This window comes from Pseudomonas sp. S1(2024) (genome assembly GCF_046557535.1).
Window position 1 is genome coordinate 1 of record NZ_JBKGFP010000006.1, and the last position, 19,296, is coordinate 19,296.

Genomic DNA, 19,296 nt, shown 5'->3' on the forward strand with positions numbered 1-19,296 from the left:
GAAAGGGCTTTCCTGAGGGGGCGGCGTTTTTTGGGAGGGGCGCTTTTTTTTGGGGGGAGCGGCTTTGTGTCGCGAAAGGGCTGCAAAGCAGCCCCAGGCTCTATCAGCCACCGCTCGTATAGGGCTGGACACTGCCATGACCCCGAACAAACCCACCCTGCACCCGCGCAACCGCCACCAGGGCCGCTACGACTTCCCCAGCCTGATCAAGGCCCACCCTGACCTGGCGCGCTTCACCATCACCAACCCCCACGGCAAACCCAGCATCGACTTCGCCAACCCCGAGGCCGTGCGGGTGTTCAACCGTGCGCTGCTGAAGGCCCAGTACGGCATCCAGCACTGGGATATCCCCGCCGACTACCTGTGCCCGCCGATTCCTGGCCGCGCCGACTACATCCACGTCGCCGCCGACCTGCTGGCCGATGACAATGCCGGCGAGATCCCCAAGGGCGCCCAGGTGCGTACGCTGGACATCGGCGTGGGTGCCAACTGCATCTACCCGCTGCTGGGCTACAGCGATTACCGCTGGCGCTTCCTTGGCTCGGACATCGACCCCGTAGCCCTGGCTTCGGCCAAGGCCATCGTCCAGGCCAACGGCCTGGGCAAGGCCATCACCCTGCGCCAACAGGCCAACCGTGCGCACATCCTCAGCGGCCTGCTGCAGGAGGGCGAACGCTTCGACCTGACCCTGTGCAACCCGCCCTTCCATGCCTCACGCGACGAAGCCACCCGTGGCAGCCAGCGCAAGTGGAAGAACCTCGGCAAACAGGACCCCAAGCGCAAGCTGCCGGTGCTCAACTTCGGTGGCCAGAACAACGAACTGTGGTGCGAAGGCGGCGAGATCCGCTTTGTCAGCCAACTGGTCAGTGAAAGCGTGCAGTACGCCGAACGGGTACTGTGGTTCACCAGCCTGGTGTCCAAGGCCAGCAACTTGCCGGGGATCGAGGCTGCGCTCAGGAAAGCGGGCGCCAAGGCCGTGCGCATCAGTGAAATGGGCCAGGGGCAGAAGCAAAGCCGCATGGTCGCCTGGAGCTTCCACGACGACGAGGCGCGCCAGGCCTGGCACGCCGCGCGTAAAACCCAGGCATGAAAAAACCGCGTCCGGGCAAGCCGGGCGCGGTTTCGTCAAAGCTTCAACAATTACTTGTTGATGGCGTCGGTCAGCACTTTGGCCGGAACGAACTTGACGACTTTCTTGGCAGCGATTTCGATGGCAGCGCCAGTCGAAGGGTTGCGGCCGGTACGGGCAGGACGCTCAGCGACTTTCAGTTTGCCGATACCTGGCAGAGTGATTTCAGCGCCGTTTTCCAGCTGGTCGGCAACGATCTGGCCCAGTTGCTCCAGAGCATTCTTGGCGGTGGCTTTTGGCGCGGCGATCGATTCGGCGATGTCGGCAATCAGTTGGTCTTTGGTCAATGCCATGGTGGTGTTCCTTCCCTATCAAATTCGATGGTTATGCAGCGGACTACGACGTTATCGGGCCAGCCCCTGAAAGTGGAGGGCCGCGCCAATCGCGTATGTAGATACGCAAATCGACGTTTGGTTCGACACGACGACAGCACGCTGCCAGCAATGCGCCACACAAGGGGCGCAAGACCGCGCAAAACTACCACAGGAGCAGATAAATATCCGCTGCACGCTTCGATTTAATGCAGGTTTTTCGGGGGTTTTAGCCCAAAACGCACAAAATTGAACAAAAAACGAACAACCGGCATTTCTGCCAACATCCGGCCACTGCATCACCTGGTGTCTAGGGTAAACTGGATGACTTTTGCAGCTCGCCGAGAATTCCATGCCAATCCGTCATTGCATCGTTCACCTGATCGACAAAAAGCCCGATGGCAGCCCCGCCGTGCTGCATGCCCGCGATTCCGAACTGGCTGCCTCCGACGCCATCGAAAACCTGCTGGCCGACCTCAATGACAGCTACAACGCCAAGCAAGGCAAGGCCTGGGGCTTTTTCCACGGCGAGTCCGGCGCCTACCCGCTGAGCGGCTGGCTGAAGCAGTACCTGGACGAAGAAAAGGACTTTACTTCCTTCAGCCGTGTGGCCGTGGAGCACCTGCAAAAGCTGATGGAAGAGTCCAACCTGTCCACCGGCGGCCACATCCTTTTTGCCCACTACCAGCAAGGCATGACCGAATACCTGGCGATCGCCCTTCTGCACCACAGCGAAGGTGTGGCAGTGAACGCCGAGCTTGATGTGACGCCTTCGCGGCACCTCGACCTTGGCCAACTGCACCTGGCGGCGCGCATCAACCTGTCGGAGTGGAAGAACAACCAGAACTCCAAACAGTACATTTCGTTCATCAAGGGCAAGAACGGCAAGAAGGTCTCGGACTACTTCCGTGACTTCATCGGCTGCCAGGAGGGCGTCGACGGCCCGGGCGAAACCCGCACCCTGCTCAAGGCCTTCAGCGACTTCGTCGAGAGCGAAGACCTGCCGGAAGAGTCCGCCCGCGAAAAAACCCAGACCCTGGTCGAGTACGCCACTACCCAGACCAAGCTGGGCGAACCGGTCACGCTGGAGGAGCTGTCCAGCCTGATCGACGAGGATCGACCCAAGGCGTTCTACGACCACATCCGCAACAAGGACTACGGTCTGTCGCCGGAAATCCCTGCGGACAAGCGCACCCTCAACCAGTTCCGCCGCTTCACCGGCCGTGCCGAGGGGTTGTCGATCAGCTTCGAAGCGCACCTGCTGGGGGACAAGGTCGAGTATGACGAAGCGGCAGGGACCTTGATCATCAAGGGCCTTCCGACCACCTTGGTGGATCAGTTGAAGCGGCGCAAGGACTGATGACCCCGGGGCTGCTGCGCAGCCCATCGCCGGCAAGCCAGCTCCCACAGGTACTGCACAGGCCTGAGGTCTATGCAGTCGAAGTGGGAGCTGGCTAAGTGGGAGCTGGCTTGCCGGCGATGGGGCGCGAAGCGGCCCTAATTAGCAGCCACTACTGCGCCATAGGAGGCCACCAACGCCTCCTTCGCCGACTTGCGCAGCCGCTTCACCAGCCGCTCCTGGCGTAACGCCTCGCCCTTGTCCGGCCATTGCTCCACATACACCAGCGCCTGGGCCGGGCTGGTCTTGAAGTAACGCGCGCCCTGCCCTTTCTGGTGCGCCAGAAAGCGCCGCTGCGGGTCATCGCTGATACCGCAATACAGCGATCCATTGGCAGCCCTTACCAAGTAGACATACCAGGGTTTGCTGGCGGCAATTTCAACGGGGTCACTCACCCTGGGCCTGCTGGAATGCTCGCAATCCTTTGAACGCCTGCTGGCGTACCTTGTTCTGCACCAGCGGCGACCAGCCCAGCAGCATGCCAGGCACACCCAGCGCCTGCCGCGACCAACGCCACAAGTCGAAGTGGTCATCGTGCTGGCAGATCAAACCGTCACGGATCACGAAACGCGCCTGGATATCATTGACCACGATGCGGCCGGTCTGGCTGAACAGGTAGGTGGCCACCCAATGTGCGGCGCCCGTGCGTTCATCGGCGCGAACGTTGTCGAAGGTCAGGGTGAAGTCCTTGGCCCGGCTGGTGAGCATTCGCCACATGTCGCCTGCATCCTTGCCACGCAAGGTGCCGAAGACCGGGTCGCTGAAGACGATATCGTCGCTGTAGCAGGCGACCATGGCCTCGGCGTCCAGGCGCTGGAAGGCTTGGTAGAAGCGGGTGATCAGGTCGCGGTTGGCGTCGCTCATGGGGGCTGGTCCGTCCTGGGAGTCGAAAGCAGCACGATAATCTGCCCCGGTTGCTTATGCCAGTACCGGCCTCTTCGCGGGCGCGCCCGCTCCCACAAGATCCATGCATGCTTTGATCCTGTGGCTCTCCTGTGGGAGCGGGCGTGCCCGCGAAGAGGCCGGCACTGCCAACATACCCCTTCAGACTTTCTCGCTGCTCACCTGCACATGCAAAGCCCGCCCGGCGCCCAGGCCGAACACGATGGCCCCCACCCCCAGCACGGCAAAGATCCACCCCACTGCCGCCCAGCCCCCGGTCAGGTCATGCACCAGCCCCACCGCAAACGGCCCCATCGACGCCAGGGTATAACCCACCCCCTGCGCCATGCTCGACAGGTTCGCCGCGACATGGGCATCCTTCGAGCGCAGCACGATCAAGGTCAGCGCCAGGGCAAAGGTACCGCCCTGCCCCAGGCCCAGCACAACCGCCCAGCCCCACAGCCCGGAAAGCGGCGCATACAGGCAACCGAACAGGCCGGTCAGGGTAATCAGCATGACCAGCACGATGGCCAGGCGCTGGTCCTTGCCGCGAGTGGCCAGCCAGGGCGCACTGAGCGAACTGACCAGCTGCACGATTACCGACCCCGACAGCACCAGCCCCGCCTCGGTCGGGCTCAGGCCGCGACCGATCAGGATCGATGGCAACCAGCCAAAGACGATATAGGCCAGTGACGACTGCAGGCCCATGTACAGGGTCACCTGCCAGGCCAGCGGGTCCCGCCATAGCCCACGCACGCGATAAGCCACCTTGTGCAGGCCATGACCCTGGCGGGCCTGCGGCAGCCATACCAGCATGGCCAGCAGGGCCGGCAGCATCCAGAAGCCAAGCCCCAGCGCCCAGCTGTCGTTGAAGTGCTGGGCCAGAGGCACCGTGGCGCCTGCAGCCATGGCGGCGCCAAGGCACAGCGCCATGGTGTATACGCCGGTCAAGGTGCCAGCGTGTTGCGGGAAATCGCGCTTGACGATGCCCGGCAACAGCACGCCAATGATGCCGATACTGGCCCCGGCCATCAGGCTGCCGAGGAACACCCCGGTGGCCCCCAGGCTACTGCGCACGACGATACCAAGCGCCAGGGTGGCGAGGATGCCGAGGATCACCCGCTCGCTGCCAAAGCGCCTCGCCAGCACCGGCGCCAAGGGGGCGAACAGGCCCAGGCACAGCACTGGCAAGGTGGTCAGCAAACCGGCCTGTGAGGCATTCAGCCCCAAGCCTTCGGACACCTGGCCCAGCACCGGCGCCATGCTCGACAATGCTGGGCGCAGGTTCAATGCCACCAGCACCAGGCCGAGCAACAACAGCCAAGGCCGCTGTATCTGTACCGGCTGCTGTTGGACCTGCTCGTCGTCAGCCTCGGCGTCGATCAGCAACTCATCGAGGTCCCGCTCGCTCGGTGGGGTGTTACGGGTGATGGAATCAGCCATGGCCTTCTCGGAGTCAGGATTCGATAAGGGTACGGCTCAGGCGCTTGGCCTGCTCCGCATCGCGTTGCTCGATTGCGGCAAGGATCTGCCCGTGCAGGTCGAACGTGGCCTGGCAGCGCGGCACGGTTGCCATGTTGTGCTGCAGCGCGGCAGCCACCACCCCGGAAAAGTATCGATACAGCTCACTCAAGGCCGGGTTGTGGGCGGCATCGACCAGCCGCTGGTGAAACACCAGGTCGCAGGCCACATAAGCATCGATATCACCGTGAAAATGCCCGGCACTGTTGGCCAGGGCATCACGAAGCGCCTGAAGATCGGCGTCGGTTCGGCGCAGCGCGGCCAGGCCGATGGCCTCGGCTTCGAGGATGTGCCGGGTTTCACGGGCCTGCTCGGGCGTGCAGCGCGACATCGCCTGCACCGCCTGTAGCGGGTCCTGGGCCGTGCGCAGGTAGCTGCCATCCCCCTGGCGAATCTCCACCAGGCCACTGAACGCCAGCACACGCATGGCCTCGCGTACGGTGTTGCGGCTTATGCCCAACTGCAGGGCCAGTTCCGGCTCGGTCGGCAAACGCTGGCCAACCTGCCAGTCGCCCAGCAGGATGCGTTCTCGCATGCGCTCGACGGCCAGTTCGACCAGGGAGCGCTTGGTCAATTCGGTACTCATGAAACTCAACCAATCATCCGATGAATTTGGTTAGCATAATGTATACCGGCAATACAGCAAACATTGATGGTTTCTGGCGATAGTGGAAATCCCTGTGGGAGCGGGCATGCCCGCGAAGAATCCAACGCGATGGATGGCACCGGCGTTGCCGGTGTTCGCGGGCACGCCCGCTCCCACAAGGGCCGCGTCACGGCAGCTTGCAATACCGTCAGTTCAATGCATCAAGCAGCGCCTGGTTCATCTCTGGCGTACCGATGGTGATGCGCAGGAACTGGGCAATGCGCGGCTGCTTGAAGTGGCGCACGATCACGCCCTGCTCGCGCAGGCGTGCAGCCAACTCACCGGCATCGTGCTGCGGATGGCGGGCGAAGATGAAGTTGGCCGCCGACGGCAGCACTTCGAAGCCCTTGGCCCGCAGTTGCCCGACCAATACCTCGCGGCTGTCGATCACCTTGCGGCAGGTTTCTTCGAAGTACTCGCGGTCCTCGAACGCCACCGCTGCGCCGACGATCGCGGCACGGTCCAGCGGGTAGGAGTTGAAGCTGTTCTTGATCCGCTCCAGCGCTTCGATCAGGTCCGGGTGGCCAACCGCCAGGCCAACCCGCAGCCCCGCCAGCGAGCGCGACTTCGATAGGGTCTGGGTGACCAGCAGATTGTCGTAGCGGTCCACCAGGCTGATCGCTGTTTCGCCCCCGAAGTCGATGTAGGCTTCATCCACCACCACCACCGAATCACGGTTGGCCTGCAGCAACTGCTCCACCGCCTGCAGCGGCATCAGGCAGCCGGTCGGCGCGTTGGGGTTGGGGAAGATGATGCCGGCGTTGGGCTTGTTGTAGTCCTCGATGCGGATCTGGAACTGCTCGTCCAACGCCACCTGCTCGAAGGCAATACCGTAAAGACCGCAGTAGACCGGGTAGAAGCTGTAGCTGATGTCCGGGAACAGCAGCGGTGCGTCGTGCTGGAACAGCCCGTGGAAGATGTGCGCCAGTACCTCGTCCGAGCCGTTGCCGACGAACACTTGTGCCGGGGTCACGCCGTAGTACTCGGCCACCGCCTGCTTCAGCCGGTCACCATTCGGGTCCGGGTACAGGCGCAGGTTGTCGTTCAGCTCGCCGCGCATGGCCTCCAGCGCCTTGGGCGACGGGCCGTAGGGGTTTTCGTTGGTGTTCAGCTTGACCAGGCGGGCCAGCTTGGGCTGTTCGCCCGGCACGTAAGGCACCAGGTCCTTGACGAAGGGGCTCCAGAATCGACTCATGCTCAGTTCCCCTTCTCTTGGGTCAGAATGCGGTATTCAGCGCTACGGGCGTGGGCGGTAAGCGACTCGCCACGGGCCAGGACCGAGGCGGTGTGGCCCAGTTCGGACGCGCCCTGCTCGGAGCAGAAAATGATCGACGAACGCTTCTGGAAGTCATACACCCCCAGCGGCGACGAGAAACGCGCGGTACCGGAGGTCGGCAGCACGTGGTTGGGCCCTGCGCAGTAGTCGCCGAGCGCTTCGCTGGTGTGGCGGCCCATGAAGATCGCGCCAGCGTGGCGGATGTGCGGCAGCCAGGCCTGCGGGTCGGCGACCGACAGTTCCAGGTGCTCCGGGGCAATGCGGTTGGCCACTTCCATGGCCTGCTGCATGTCACGCACCTGGATCAGCGCGCCACGGCCATTGATCGACTTCTCGATGATCTCGGCACGTTCCATGGTCGGCAGCAACTTGTCGATGCTGGCGGCAACGCGGTCGAGGAAGGCGGCGTCCGGGCTGACCAGGATGGCCTGGGCATCTTCATCGTGCTCGGCCTGGGAGAACAGGTCCATGGCGATCCAGTCCGGGTCGGTCTGGCCGTCGCATACCACGAGGATTTCCGACGGACCGGCGATCATGTCGATACCCACCTGGCCGAACACATGGCGCTTGGCGGTGGCGACGTAGATGTTGCCCGGGCCGACGATCTTGTCCACCTGCGGCACGCTTTCGGTACCGTAGGCCAGCGCGGCAACAGCCTGGGCGCCACCGACGGTGAACACACGGTCGACACCGGCGATGCAGGCAGCCGCCAGCACCAGTTCGTTGACCTCGCCACGCGGGGTCGGCACCACCATCACCACTTCGGCCACGCCGGCGACCTTGGCCGGGATGGCGTTCATCAGCACCGACGATGGGTACGACGCCTTGCCACCCGGCACATACAGGCCGGCGCGGTCCAGCGGGGTGACCTTCTGGCCGAGCACGGTGCCGTCGGCCTCAGTGTACTGCCAGGAGTCCTGCTTCTGCCGCTCGTGGTACATGCGCACACGGTTGGCAGCCTTTTCCAGGGCTTCGCGCTGGGCCGGGGTAATGCGGGTCAGCGCCAGTTCCAGGCGCTCGCGACCGAGGATCAGGTCATCGATGGACTTGGCATCGACACCATCGAAACGCTGGGTGAATTCCACCAGTGCCGCATCGCCGCGCTCGCGCACGGCCTTGATGATGTCGAGCACGCGCTGGTTGACCGCGTCATCGGACACACTTTCCCAGCTCAGCAGATGATCCAGATGTCGGGCGAAATCCGGATCAGCAGCGTTGAGACGGGCAATTGCAGTGGACACGGTCATGGCGAGGGCCTCGATTATTGGCGAATGCTCAGGCGCCCTAGGCTACCAGTCCATCCGCGCGGGCACCCGAGAAAAATGGCTATGACGCGGATAGACGGGCGCGGCAGCGAAGGCCGCGCGCAGTCGGTAGAGAGTCAGCCGCGGTGTCGCGATTCGACCGCTCCGCGCAGCGTGTCGATCAGGCTCTGGATACGGGCGTGCTGCATTTTCATGGAGGCCTTGTTGACCACCAGGCGCGAGCTGATCGTGGCGATCAGTTCCTGGGGCTCCAGGCCGTTGGCACGCAGGGTGTTGCCGGTGTCGACCACGTCGATGATCTTGTCGGCGAGGTTGATCAGCGGTGCCAGTTCCATCGAGCCGTACAGCTTGATGATGTCGACCTGGCGGCCCTGTTCGGCGTAGTAGCGCTTGGCTACGTTGACGAACTTGGTAGCCACGCGCAGACGGCCCTTGGGCTCGGGTGCGCCGACCACGCCAGCGGTCATCAGCTTGCAACGGGCAATCTGCAGGTCCAGGGGCTCGTAAAGGCCCTGGCCGCCGTACTCCATCAGCACATCCTTGCCGGCCACACCCAGGTCGGCGGCACCATGCTCGACATAGGTCGGCACGTCGGTCGCACGCACGATCAGCAGGCGCACATCGTCCTGCGTGGTGGGGATGATCAGTTTGCGGCTCTTGTCCGGGTTCTCGGTCGGCACGATACCGGCCTCGGCCAGCAACGGCAGGGTATCGTCGAGAATACGGCCTTTGGAAAGCGCGATGGTCAACATTGGAACGTCGGTCCTTAAGCGGCTACTGCCGGCCGGGCGTCGAGCCCGACCGCATTTGATTCATTGTGGGAGCGGGCTTGCCCGCAAAGCAACCACCGCGGTGCATGGCACCGGCTCTGCCGGTATTCGCGGGCAGGCCCGCTCCCACACGGTATGCCGACGGGCTACTAGCCCGGTACGCGACGGATCTTCGCGCCCAGCATCTGCAGTTTTTCTTCGATGCACTCGTAACCACGGTCGATGTGGTAGATGCGATCGATCAGGGTATCGCCTTCGGCTACCAGCGCCGACAGCACCAGGCTGGCGGAAGCACGCAGGTCGGTGGCCATTACCGGGGCACCCTTCAGCGCCTTGACGCCAGTGACGATGGCAGTGTTGCCTTCGACCTGGATCTGCGCGCCCATGCGGTGCATTTCGTAGACGTGCATGAAGCGGTTTTCGAAGATCGTCTCGATCACTGCACCGGTGCCTTCGGCAATGGCGTTGAGCGAGATGAACTGCGCCTGCATGTCGGTCGGGAACGCCGGGTACGGGGCGGTACGCAGGTTGACGGCTTTCGGCCGCTTGCCGTGCATGTCCAGCTCGATCCAGTCTTCGCCAGTGTTGATGTCGGCGCCGGCTTCCTTGAGTTTTTCCAGTACGGCTTCAAGGATGGTCGGGTCGGTGTCCTTGACCTTGACGCGGCCGCCGGTCACGGCAGCGGCAACCAGGTAGGTACCGGTCTCGATACGGTCCGGCATCACGCGGTAGTTGGCCGAGTGCAGGCGCTCGACGCCATCGATGACGATGGTGTCGGTACCAGCGCCCTGGACCTTGCCGCCCATGGCGTTGATGAAGTTGGCCAGGTCGACCACTTCCGGCTCGCGCGCGGCGTTCTGCAGCACGCTGCGGCCCTTGGCCAGGGCAGCGGCCATCATGATGTTCTCGGTACCGGTCACGCTGACGGTGTCGAAGAAGAAGTGCGCACCGCGCAGGCCACCCTCAGGTGCCTTGGCCTTGATGTAGCCGCCTTCGACTTCGATCTTCGCGCCCATGGCCTCGAGGCCACGGATGTGCAGGTCGACCGGGCGCGAACCAATGGCGCAACCGCCAGGCAGGGCCACTTCGGCCTCGCCGAAACGGGCAACCATCGGGCCCAGCACCAGAATCGAGGCGCGCATGGTCTTGACCAGCTCGTAAGGTGCAACCAGTGTCTTGATGGTGCGAGGGTCGATCTCGACCGCCAGCTTTTCGTCGATCACCGGCTCGATGCCCATGCGCCCGAACAGCTCGATCATGGTGGTGATGTCGTGCAGGTGCGGCAGGTTGCCCACGGTGACCGGGCCGTCGGCCAGCAGGGTCGCCGCCAGAATCGGCAGGGCTGCGTTCTTCGCGCCCGAAATGCGGATCTCGCCATCAAGGCGAGCGCCGCCAGTAATAATCAGTTTGTCCATTGGAATCTCGCCGCCACGTTGGCTCAGGTGCGCTCAGCCCAGGCTGCGCTGCTGAAAAATTTCATGGTTACCGCATGGATGCTGCCATTGGCGATCCACGGATTCAGGTGAGCATAGATCGCCTGCTGGCGTTTGACCGGGCTCAGGCCAGCCAACTCGTCGCTGATCACGTTCAACTGGAAGTTGCAGCCTTCGCCTTCAACTTCGACCCGGGAACCCGGCAATTTCTCTTCAAGGAAGCTTTTAACTTCTACGGCCTGCATGCTCAACCTCAATCGGCGCCCGATGCGCACGGGTCGGCCATCATACAAAAAAGCCCCCCGCCTGCGAAGCCCAACGAGGGCTTCGCTGACCGAGGGGCCATCATCCGTGCCGGGCCATCAGGTTGCCAGCACTTCATCGAGGTCATAGACCTCGGCAATTTCCCGCATGTCGTCTGGCATGCTGCGCACCTGGCAACCCTTGCCTGCGGCCTGGGCATCGCGCATGAAGGCCAGCAGCAACGACAGGCCGACACTGGTGGAACGCTGCACTGCCGAACAATCGAGCACCAGCTGCGCCTCGCGGCAGGCCGCGATCAGCGCCTTGCCCTGCTTGCGCAGGACCGGCCCGCTGCGGTAGTCCAGCACGCCGGCCAGGCGCAGCACGCCCGGCTCGGCCATGCTTACACCGGCCTCACTCATTTGACGGTCTTCTCCGGGGAGTTGTCGGCGGCCTGCTTGGCCTTGGCCACTTCACCGGCCCAGCCGTCGATGGTCTTGTCCAGGTCGTTGCCATTGCGCTGCATGGCGTCGGCGAACTGGTCGCGGAACAGCTTGCCGATGTTGATGCCGTTGACGATCACGTTGCGCACCTTCCACTCGCCACCGATGTTCTCCAGGGTGTACTGCACTGGATACACGGCACCGTTGTTGCCGGTGACCTTCATCCCAACGCTGGCGCGCTTGCCGTCATCAGCCTTGGCCGGGTCGACGGTGATGCCCTGGTTGTTGTACTCGAGCAGGGCATTGCCATAGAACTGCATCAGGCTGCGCTTGAAGTTTTCCTGGAAGCGCTGCATCTGCTCGGGGGTGGCCTTGCGCGAGTACTTGACGGTCATGATGCTCTTGGAAATACCGTCAGCGTCCACCACCGGGCCGAGGATGCGGTTCAGCGCATCATAGAAGGCATTGGGGTTGGACTTGTACTGTTCCTTGTTGGCCTTGAGGTCGCCCAGCAGTTCAGTGGTGGTGCCCTGAACCACATCGTGTGGCGTCTGCGCAGCCACGGTCAGCAGGGGGAAGGCCGCCAGCAGGACCAGCAGGCCACGTCGCAGGATGGAAATCATGGAAACTCCTTAATTAGCCGGTTGCGCTTCTTTCGGTTCCTTGCCAACGGAGTTGAGCAGGAACTTGCCAATCAGATCTTCCAGCACCAGTGCCGACTGGGTGTCGTGGATGGTCCCGCCGTCCTTGAGCACCTGGTCCTCACCGCCCACGCTGATGCCGATGTACTTCTCGCCAAGCAACCCGGCGGTCAGGATCGAGGCAGTGGAGTCGGTCGGCAGATTGTCCACCGACTTGTCCAGCTGCAGCGTCACCCGACCGGTGTAGGAATCGCGGTCCAGATCGATGGCGGTAACCTTGCCGATGGTCACACCGGCCATGGTCACTTTAGCTCTGACCGTCAAACCGGCGATATTGTCGAAGTAGGCATAAACTTTATAGGTATCGCTGCTCGGGCTGGCCGACAGCCCGCTGACACGCAGGGCCAGCAGCAGCAGCGCCAGGATCCCGGCCAGAAGGAACAGGCCGACACCGATTTCCAGGGTGCGGTTTTGCATCAGAAATCTCCAAACATCAAGGCGGTCAGAATAAAGTCCAGACCCAGCACTGCCAACGAGGCATAGACCACGGTCTTGGTGGTGGCACGGCTGATCCCTTCTGAGGTGGGCTCACAGTCGTACCCCTGGAATACGGCGATCCAGGTCGTGACGAAGGCAAATACCAGGCTCTTGATCAGCCCGTTGAGCACATCGTCCGTGAACGAAACACTGTTCTGCATGTTGGCCCAGAACGAGCCCTCATAGACGCCCAGCCAGTCCACCGCCACCCACGAGCCACCCCAGATGCCGACCACGCTGAAAATCAGCGCCAGCAACGGCAGCGAGATGAAACCGGCCCACAGGCGCGGCGCGACGATGTACTTGAGCGGGTCGACGCCGATCATTTCAAGGCTCGACAACTGCTCGGTGGACTTCATGTTGCCGATTTCTGCGGTCAGCGCCGAACCGGCACGGCCGGCGAACAGCAACGCCGTCACCACCGGGCCGAGCTCACGCAGCAGGGTCAGGGCGACCATCTGCCCCACCGCCTGCTCCGAGCCGTACTTGGTCAGGATGCTGAAGCCCTGTAGCGCCAGCACCATGCCGATGAACACCCCGGACACGACGATGATCGCCAGCGACAGCACGCCCACCGAATACAGCTGCTTGGTCAGCAGCTGGAAGCCGCCGCCGATGCCGCCACGGCCGATCAGCGCATGGAACAGGAACAGGCAGGAGCGCCCCAGCACCGCCAATACGTCGATGGCCGAGCGCCCCAGCAGGCGGACACGTTCGAGTAAGGATTTTCTGCGCATCAACGCGCTCCCAGCAGGTCGGCGCGGTAGTCAGGCGCAGGGAAATGGAAAGGCACCGGGCCGTCCGGGTCGCCCTTCATGAACTGGCGAATCCGCGGATTGTCCGACCCCATCAGCTCGTCAGGCGTCCCCTGGCCCAGCACCTGGCCATCACCTACGACATAGATGTAGTCGGCGATGCTGGCTGTTTCCGCCAGGTCGTGGGAAACGACGATGCTGGTGATACCCAAGGCGTCGTTGAGCAGGCGGATCAGACGCACCAATACACCCATGGCGATCGGGTCCTGGCCGACGAACGGCTCGTCGTACATGAGGATCTGCGGGTCGAGGGCAATCGCCCGGGCCAAGGCCACACGGCGCTTCATGCCACCGGACAGCTCGTCGGGCATCAGGTCGATGGCACCGCGCAGCCCCACGGCCTGCAGCTTCATCAGCACGATATCGCGGATCATCTCATCCGACAGCTGGGTATGCACGCGCAGCGGGAACGCGACGTTCTCGAACACATCGAGATCGGTGAACAGCGCGCCGCTCTGGAACAGCACCCCCATTTGCTTGCGGGCGTCGAACAGGTCGCTGCGCGACAACGTCGGCAGGTTCTGCCCGGCAACCCAGACCTCACCGCTGGAGGGGCGCAACTGCGCGCCCATCAGGCGGAGCAACGTGGTCTTGCCGCAACCCGATGGCCCCATGATGCCGGTGACCTTGCCGCGCGGGATGCGAATGTCGACGTTGCTGAAAATGCTGCGCGAACCACGTTTGAAGGTAACCCCCTTCAACTCGACCGCGTAGGCGCTATCCACACTCATCTAGACTCCTTGCTAGTGCAGCCTCGTCCTAATGGACGTCGGCCTCCATCTGGAAGGCACAAGCGCCCCTGGCAGGCCGAATAGCGGCGAACTATAGCACCGCTGACAGCGCCGCCCCAAGGTCGGCTAGCGAGTCGTTCAGCCCTGCGACAGGCTGGCGAGACATTCACCCCGGCAATCGAAAGCGTGAGGGTTTCTTTCATTGCAGCTATAATCGCCGCCTTTTCATCAGGCATTGCTTTTTCGACATGAGCCAATCCAGCGAGCTGATCCAATCCGCACAACGCACCCTGCGCCTGGAACTCGAGGCCGTAGAGGCCCTGCTGGCGCGCATCGACGAAAATTTCGTCAAGGCCTGCGAACTGATCCTGGCCAGCAAGGGCCGGGTCGTCGTGGTCGGCATGGGCAAGTCCGGGCACATCGGCAACAAGATCGCCGCCACCCTGGCAAGCACTGGTACACCGGCGTTTTTCGTGCACCCGGCCGAAGCCAGCCATGGCGACATGGGCATGATCACCCGCGATGATGTCATCCTTGCCCTGTCGAATTCCGGCAGCACTGCCGAAATCGTCACCCTGCTGCCGCTGATCAAGCGCCTGGGCATCAAGCTGATCAGCCTGACCGGCAACCCGGACTCGCCCCTGGCCCAGGCTGCCGAGGTCAACCTCGACGCCCGCGTCGAGCAAGAGGCCTGCCCGCTGAACCTGGCCCCCACCTCCTCCACCACCGCATCGCTGGTGCTGGGCGACGCGCTGGCCATTGCCCTGCTCGAAGCCCGCGGTTTCACCGCCGAGGACTTTGCCTTCTCGCACCCGGGTGGTGCATTGGGCCGCCGCTTGCTTCTCAAGGTGGAGAACGTGATGCACGCTGGCGACGAACTGCCCCAGGTGCCCCGCGGCACCCTGCTAAAGGACGCGCTCCTTGAAATGTCCCGAAAAAGCCTGGGCATGACCGTGATCGTCGAAGCCGACGGCAAGCTGGCCGGGATCTTCACCGACGGCGACCTGCGCCGCAGCCTGGACCGCAACATCGACATCCACACCACCCTGATCGACCAGGTCATGACCGTGCACGGCAAGACGGCCCGCGCCGAAATGCTCGCGGCCGAGGCACTGAAGATCATGGAAGACCACAAGATCAACGCCCTGGTGGTGGTGGACCGCGAGGACCGCCCCACCGGCGCCCTGAACATGCACGACCTGCTGCGCGCCGGCGTGATGTAAGAGAGCGATGGAATGAACCAGAACCTCATGCAACGCGGCAAGCACATCAAGCTGGCAGTGTTCGACGTGGACGGCGTGCTCACCGACGGGCGCCTGTACTTCCTCGAGGACGGCAGCGAGTTCAAGACCTTCAACACCCTCGACGGCCAGGGCATCAAGATGCTCATGGCCTCGGGCGTGACCACCGCTATCATCAGCGGGCGCAAGACCCCGGTGGTCGAGCGCCGGGCGAAGAACCTCGGCATCCCGCACCTGTATCAGGGCCGCGAAGACAAACTGGTGGTGCTGGACGGCCTGCTCGCCGAACTGGGCCTGGGCTATGATGAAGTGGCCTACCTTGGCGACGACCTGCCCGACCTGCCGGTGATCCGCCGGGTCGCCCTGGGCATGGCGGTGGCCAACGCCGCGCCGTTCGTTCGCCAGCACGCACATGGCGTGACCCAGGCACGTGGCGGCGAAGGCGCGGCCCGTGAATTCTGCGAACTGATCATGCAGGCCCAGGGCACCCTGGACGCTGCCAACGCCAACTACCTGTAAGGCTGCCCATGTTCAGCAAGAAAGCCCGCAACATTACGCTGCTCGCAGTGATCGCCGCCCTGCTGGTGGCGATCGGCTACTGGAATGTCAGCCCGGAAAGCTTCCTCGACAAACCTGTGGCCCAGGTCGACGAAAGCGCCATCGACTACTACGCGGTCAACGCCCACAGCGTGCAGTTCCTGCCCGACGGCAAGCTGCAGTACGAAATGACCGCTGACAAGGTCGAACACCTGAAAGCCAGCGAAATCACCCTGCTGACCACGCCGGACCTGCACCTGTACCGCGGTACCGAATACCCGTGGCACGTACAGAGCACCCGCGCCGAGGTCAACCCGGACGGCAGCGAAGTCGAACTGATCGACAACGTACGGGTCGCCCGCACCGACGAAAAGCAGCGTGAAATGATCATTACCAGCGCACGCATGACCGTGTTCCCGCAGAAGCAATATGCGCAGACCGAGCAAGCCGTTAGAATCGACGGCGCCGGTGGCACAACTACGGGCAAAGGTATGAAAGCGTATTTGAAAGAAGGCAAGATGGACTTGCTCTCTAACGTAAGAGGACAGTATGAGGCTCGTTAAAACCCTCCCCCTTTTGCTCAGCCTGAGCGCAGCACTGGGAAGCGCGAGCGCCCTCGCCCTGCCGAATGACCGTGACCAGCCTATCCGCATCCAGGCCGACAACGCCCACCTGGACGACAAGCAGGGCGTGGCCACCTACACCGGCGACGTGATCATCACCCAGGGTTCGATGATGATCAAAGGCAACACCGTGACCATCACCCGTTCCGCCTCCGGCGACATCGACGTGGTGACCTCGGTGGGCAACCTGGCCTACTTCGAGCAACAGCAGAGCGCAGCCAAGCCAGACAAGATGAAAGGCTGGGCGGTGACCATCCAGTACCAGTCGCAGAAGGACATGGTGATCCTCACCGACCGCGCCAAGGTCGAGAGCGAAGGCAACACCACCGAAGGCGAGAAGATCGTCTACAACACCCAGACCCAGGTGGCGACCGCCGGTCGTGGTGGCAACGTGACCTCGCCGCGTCAGCGTATCGACATGGTGATCCAGCCCAAGAAGAAGGCCGAGTAAATGGCAACCCTCAAAGCCCAGCACCTGGCCAAGAGCTACAAGGGGCGGCAAGTCGTACGCGACGTCAGCCTGTCGATCGACAGCGGCCAGATCGTCGGCCTGCTCGGCCCCAACGGCGCCGGCAAGACCACCTGCTTCTACATGATTGTCGGCCTGGTCCAGGCCGATCAGGGGCGCGTGCTGATCGACAACCTCGATGTCAGCCACCAGCCCATGCACGGTCGCGCCCGCGCCGGCATCGGCTATCTTCCGCAAGAAGCCTCGATCTTCCGCAAGCTGTCGGTGGCCGACAACATCATGGCCATCCTCGAGACCCGCAAGGACCTCGACCGCGACGGCCGGCGCAAAGAGCTGGAAAGCCTGCTGCAGGAGTTCCACATCAGCCACATTCGCGACAACCTCGGCATGAGCCTGTCCGGTGGTGAGCGCCGCCGCGTGGAAATTGCCCGCGCGCTGGCGACCGCCCCCAAGTTCATCCTGCTGGACGAACCGTTTGCCGGTGTCGACCCGATTTCGGTCGGTGACATCAAGCAGATCATCCACCACCTCAAGGCCAAGGGCATCGGTGTACTGATCACCGACCACAATGTGCGTGAGACCCTGGATATCTGCGAAACCGCCTATATCGTCAATGATGGCCGACTGATCGCCGAAGGCGACGCTGAAACCATCCTGGCCAACGACCTGGTCAAAGAAGTTTACCTGGGCCACGAGTTCCGACTCTGAGCCTGGCACGCGCCTGGAGTACTGGCAAATCGCCCTGAAACCCGGGGTAAAGTGTTACGGTACTCTAGGCAAACGCTACAATTTAAGGCATAAAACTTGCTTGATCTGGCGCCCCGGCGCCCTCGTGTAGTGGATGGCGCATGCGCGCCGGCGAACAAGGTATTAAGCCCCAGCCATGAAACCATCGCTCGTCCTTAAAATGGGCCAGCAACTGACGATGACACCGCAGTTGCAACAGGCCATCCGCCTGCTCCAGCTCTCCACCCTGGACCTCCAACAGGAAATCCAGGAAGCGCTGGAGTCGAATCCGATGCTCGAACGTCAGGAAGACGGCGACGACTTCGACAACAGCGATCCGATGGCGGACAACGCCGAAAACAAGCCGGTCGCCGAAGTCCAGGACAACAGCTTCCAGGAAAGCACCACCAGTGCCGACACTCTGGAAGACGGTGAATGGAGCGAGCGCATCCCCAACGAGCTGCCGGTCGACACCGCCTGGGAAGACATCTACCAGACCAGTGCCAGCAGCCTGCCAAGCAACGACGACGACGAGTGGGACTTCACCACCCGCACATCGGCCGGCGAGAGCCTGCAAAGCCACCTGCTGTGGCAACTGAACCTGGCTCCGATGTCCGACACCGACCGCCTGATCGCCGTCACCCTGATCGACAGCATCAACGGCCAGGGCTACCTGGAAGACACCCTCGAGGAGATCTGCGCCGGTTTCGATCCGGAGCTGGATATCGAGCTGGACGAGGTCGAAGCGGTTCTGCACCGCATCCAGCAGTTCGAGCCAGCAGGCGTTGCCGCCCGCACCCTTGGCGAATGCCTGTTGCTGCAATTGCGCCAGCTGCCCGCCAGCACCCCGTGGATGACGGAAGCCAAGCGCCTGGTCACCGACTTCATCGACCTGCTCGGCAGCCGTGATTACAGCCAGCTGATGCGTCGCATGAAAATCAAGGAAGACGAGCTGCGCCAGGTCATCGAGCTGGTACAAAGCCTCAACCCGCGCCCCGGCTCGCAGATCGAGTCCAGCGAGCCTGAGTACGTGGTGCCCGACGTCATCGTGCGCAAGGACAGCGACCGCTGGCTGGTGGAGCTGAACCAGGAGGCCATTCCGCGCCTGCGCGTCAACCCGCAGTACGCCGGTTTTGTGCGCCGGGCCGACACCAGCGCCGACAACACCTTCATGCGCAACCAGTTGCAGGAAGCGCGCTGGTTCATCAAGAGCCTGCAAAGCCGCAACGAAACCCTGATGAAGGTGGCCACGCAGATCGTCGAGCACCAGCGCGGCTTCCTCGACCACGGCGACGAAGCGATGAAGCCCTTGGTACTGCATGACATTGCCGAAGCGGTGGGCATGCACGAGTCGACCATTTCGCGGGTAACCACGCAGAAATACATGCACACCCCGCGTGGCATCTACGAACTGAAATACTTTTTCTCCAGCCACGTCAGCACCTCCGAAGGCGGAGAATGCTCGTCTACGGCTATCCGCGCGATCATCAAGAAACTGGTTGCGGCGGAAAATCAGAAAAAGCCATTGAGTGACAGCAAGATCGCTGGTTTACTGGAGGCACAAGGCATCCAGGTAGCCCGTCGCACCGTCGCCAAGTACCGCGAGTCTCTCGGCATCGCACCGTCGAGCGAGCGCAAGCGACTGATGTAGCCCCTGA

Annotated in this window: 23 protein-coding genes; 8 read left to right on the plus strand and 15 right to left on the minus strand. The window is 62.8% G+C overall.

Annotation, left to right across the window (positions count from 1 at the left end):
* Positions 1-136 precede the first annotated feature (136 nt).
* The gene (gene rlmF, locus ACLCGK_RS04470) at positions 137-1,090 is read left to right on the plus strand and encodes a 23S rRNA (adenine(1618)-N(6))-methyltransferase RlmF (RefSeq protein ID WP_410951374.1); all 954 of its coding nucleotides are present in this window, start codon (positions 137-139) and stop codon (positions 1,088-1,090) included.
* A gap of 50 nt (positions 1,091-1,140) precedes the next feature.
* Here rlmF and ACLCGK_RS04475 read toward each other — a convergent pair whose 3' ends face one another.
* Positions 1,141-1,422: an HU family DNA-binding protein gene (locus ACLCGK_RS04475; protein WP_003257928.1), complete on the minus strand. Its 282-nt coding sequence runs from the start codon at positions 1,420-1,422 to the stop codon at positions 1,141-1,143.
* Positions 1,423-1,792: 370 nt separating this feature from the next.
* Between ACLCGK_RS04475 and yejK the strand changes: the two genes are divergently transcribed.
* Positions 1,793-2,800 (plus strand): nucleoid-associated protein YejK, encoded by a 1,008-nt coding sequence (gene yejK / locus ACLCGK_RS04480; RefSeq protein ID WP_013971093.1) that lies wholly within the window; start codon positions 1,793-1,795, stop codon positions 2,798-2,800.
* A gap of 137 nt (positions 2,801-2,937) precedes the next feature.
* Here the strand turns inward: yejK and ACLCGK_RS04485 are convergent, their stop codons facing one another.
* The 14 genes from ACLCGK_RS04485 to ACLCGK_RS04550 form a co-directional block, all read right to left on the minus strand.
* Positions 2,938-3,234 carry a GIY-YIG nuclease family protein gene (locus tag ACLCGK_RS04485; protein ID WP_054573144.1) on the minus strand — a complete coding sequence of 99 codons (297 nt, stop codon included), beginning with the start codon at positions 3,232-3,234 and terminating at the stop codon, positions 2,938-2,940.
* Positions 3,227-3,703 (minus strand): nuclear transport factor 2 family protein, encoded by a 477-nt coding sequence (locus ACLCGK_RS04490; RefSeq protein WP_015269068.1) that lies wholly within the window; start codon positions 3,701-3,703, stop codon positions 3,227-3,229. Before ACLCGK_RS04490 ends, ACLCGK_RS04485 begins: the two co-directional genes overlap by 8 nt.
* A gap of 180 nt (positions 3,704-3,883) precedes the next feature.
* Positions 3,884-5,164 carry a CynX/NimT family MFS transporter gene (locus tag ACLCGK_RS04495; protein WP_410951375.1) on the minus strand — a complete coding sequence of 427 codons (1,281 nt, stop codon included), beginning with the start codon at positions 5,162-5,164 and terminating at the stop codon, positions 3,884-3,886.
* 13 nt (positions 5,165-5,177) lie between these two features.
* Positions 5,178-5,828, minus strand: a complete 651-nt coding sequence (locus tag ACLCGK_RS04500) for a FadR/GntR family transcriptional regulator (protein ID WP_013971088.1) — start codon at positions 5,826-5,828, stop codon at positions 5,178-5,180.
* Positions 5,829-6,036: 208 nt separating this feature from the next.
* The gene (gene hisC, locus ACLCGK_RS04505; RefSeq protein WP_013971087.1) at positions 6,037-7,083 is read right to left on the minus strand and encodes a histidinol-phosphate transaminase; all 1,047 of its coding nucleotides are present in this window, start codon (positions 7,081-7,083) and stop codon (positions 6,037-6,039) included.
* 2 nt (positions 7,084-7,085) lie between these two features.
* Complete coding sequence (gene hisD / locus ACLCGK_RS04510; RefSeq protein ID WP_013971086.1) at positions 7,086-8,411, minus strand: histidinol dehydrogenase; 1,326 nt, start codon at positions 8,409-8,411, stop codon at positions 7,086-7,088.
* Positions 8,412-8,545: 134 nt separating this feature from the next.
* The gene (gene hisG / locus ACLCGK_RS04515) at positions 8,546-9,181 is read right to left on the minus strand and encodes an ATP phosphoribosyltransferase (RefSeq protein ID WP_003257924.1); all 636 of its coding nucleotides are present in this window, start codon (positions 9,179-9,181) and stop codon (positions 8,546-8,548) included.
* A gap of 167 nt (positions 9,182-9,348) precedes the next feature.
* Positions 9,349-10,614 carry a UDP-N-acetylglucosamine 1-carboxyvinyltransferase gene (murA, locus tag ACLCGK_RS04520; RefSeq protein WP_309672877.1) on the minus strand — a complete coding sequence of 422 codons (1,266 nt, stop codon included), beginning with the start codon at positions 10,612-10,614 and terminating at the stop codon, positions 9,349-9,351.
* Between the two features lie 23 nt (positions 10,615-10,637).
* On the minus strand, positions 10,638-10,877 hold the full coding sequence (locus tag ACLCGK_RS04525; protein WP_003255121.1) for a BolA family protein: 240 nt from the start codon (positions 10,875-10,877) through the stop codon (positions 10,638-10,640).
* Between the two features lie 117 nt (positions 10,878-10,994).
* Positions 10,995-11,297, minus strand: coding sequence for a lipid asymmetry maintenance protein MlaB (locus ACLCGK_RS04530; RefSeq protein ID WP_015269065.1), 303 nt, complete (start codon positions 11,295-11,297; stop codon positions 10,995-10,997).
* Positions 11,294-11,941, minus strand: a complete 648-nt coding sequence (locus ACLCGK_RS04535; RefSeq protein WP_003257922.1) for a phospholipid-binding protein MlaC — start codon at positions 11,939-11,941, stop codon at positions 11,294-11,296. Before ACLCGK_RS04535 ends, ACLCGK_RS04530 begins: the two co-directional genes overlap by 4 nt.
* A 9-nt stretch (positions 11,942-11,950) precedes the next feature.
* Positions 11,951-12,436, minus strand: coding sequence for an outer membrane lipid asymmetry maintenance protein MlaD (gene mlaD, locus ACLCGK_RS04540; protein ID WP_003257921.1), 486 nt, complete (start codon positions 12,434-12,436; stop codon positions 11,951-11,953).
* Positions 12,436-13,233 (minus strand): lipid asymmetry maintenance ABC transporter permease subunit MlaE, encoded by a 798-nt coding sequence (mlaE, locus tag ACLCGK_RS04545; protein ID WP_013971083.1) that lies wholly within the window; start codon positions 13,231-13,233, stop codon positions 12,436-12,438. Before mlaE ends, mlaD begins: the two co-directional genes overlap by 1 nt.
* Positions 13,233-14,042, minus strand: coding sequence for an ATP-binding cassette domain-containing protein (locus tag ACLCGK_RS04550; protein ID WP_012270662.1), 810 nt, complete (start codon positions 14,040-14,042; stop codon positions 13,233-13,235). The genes mlaE and ACLCGK_RS04550 overlap by 1 nt, the downstream gene beginning before the upstream one ends.
* 248 nt (positions 14,043-14,290) lie before the next feature.
* Here ACLCGK_RS04550 and ACLCGK_RS04555 point away from each other — a divergent pair, with 248 nt between their 5' ends.
* From ACLCGK_RS04555 to ACLCGK_RS04580, 6 genes are all read left to right on the plus strand, one after another.
* The gene (locus tag ACLCGK_RS04555) at positions 14,291-15,265 is read left to right on the plus strand and encodes an SIS domain-containing protein (protein ID WP_410951376.1); all 975 of its coding nucleotides are present in this window, start codon (positions 14,291-14,293) and stop codon (positions 15,263-15,265) included.
* Between the two features lie 12 nt (positions 15,266-15,277).
* The gene (locus ACLCGK_RS04560) at positions 15,278-15,802 is read left to right on the plus strand and encodes a KdsC family phosphatase (protein WP_410951377.1); all 525 of its coding nucleotides are present in this window, start codon (positions 15,278-15,280) and stop codon (positions 15,800-15,802) included.
* Between the two features lie 8 nt (positions 15,803-15,810).
* The gene (lptC, locus tag ACLCGK_RS04565; RefSeq protein WP_047594728.1) at positions 15,811-16,383 is read left to right on the plus strand and encodes an LPS export ABC transporter periplasmic protein LptC; all 573 of its coding nucleotides are present in this window, start codon (positions 15,811-15,813) and stop codon (positions 16,381-16,383) included.
* Positions 16,370-16,894 carry a lipopolysaccharide transport periplasmic protein LptA gene (gene lptA, locus ACLCGK_RS04570; protein WP_023660773.1) on the plus strand — a complete coding sequence of 175 codons (525 nt, stop codon included), beginning with the start codon at positions 16,370-16,372 and terminating at the stop codon, positions 16,892-16,894. The genes lptC and lptA overlap by 14 nt, the downstream gene beginning before the upstream one ends.
* Positions 16,895-17,620: an LPS export ABC transporter ATP-binding protein gene (gene lptB, locus ACLCGK_RS04575; protein ID WP_003257916.1), complete on the plus strand. Its 726-nt coding sequence runs from the start codon at positions 16,895-16,897 to the stop codon at positions 17,618-17,620.
* Positions 17,621-17,795: 175 nt separating this feature from the next.
* A complete protein-coding gene (locus ACLCGK_RS04580) occupies positions 17,796-19,289 on the plus strand; it encodes an RNA polymerase factor sigma-54 (RefSeq protein WP_023660774.1) in 1,494 nt (497 codons plus the stop codon).
* Positions 19,290-19,296: the final 7 nt, after the last annotated feature.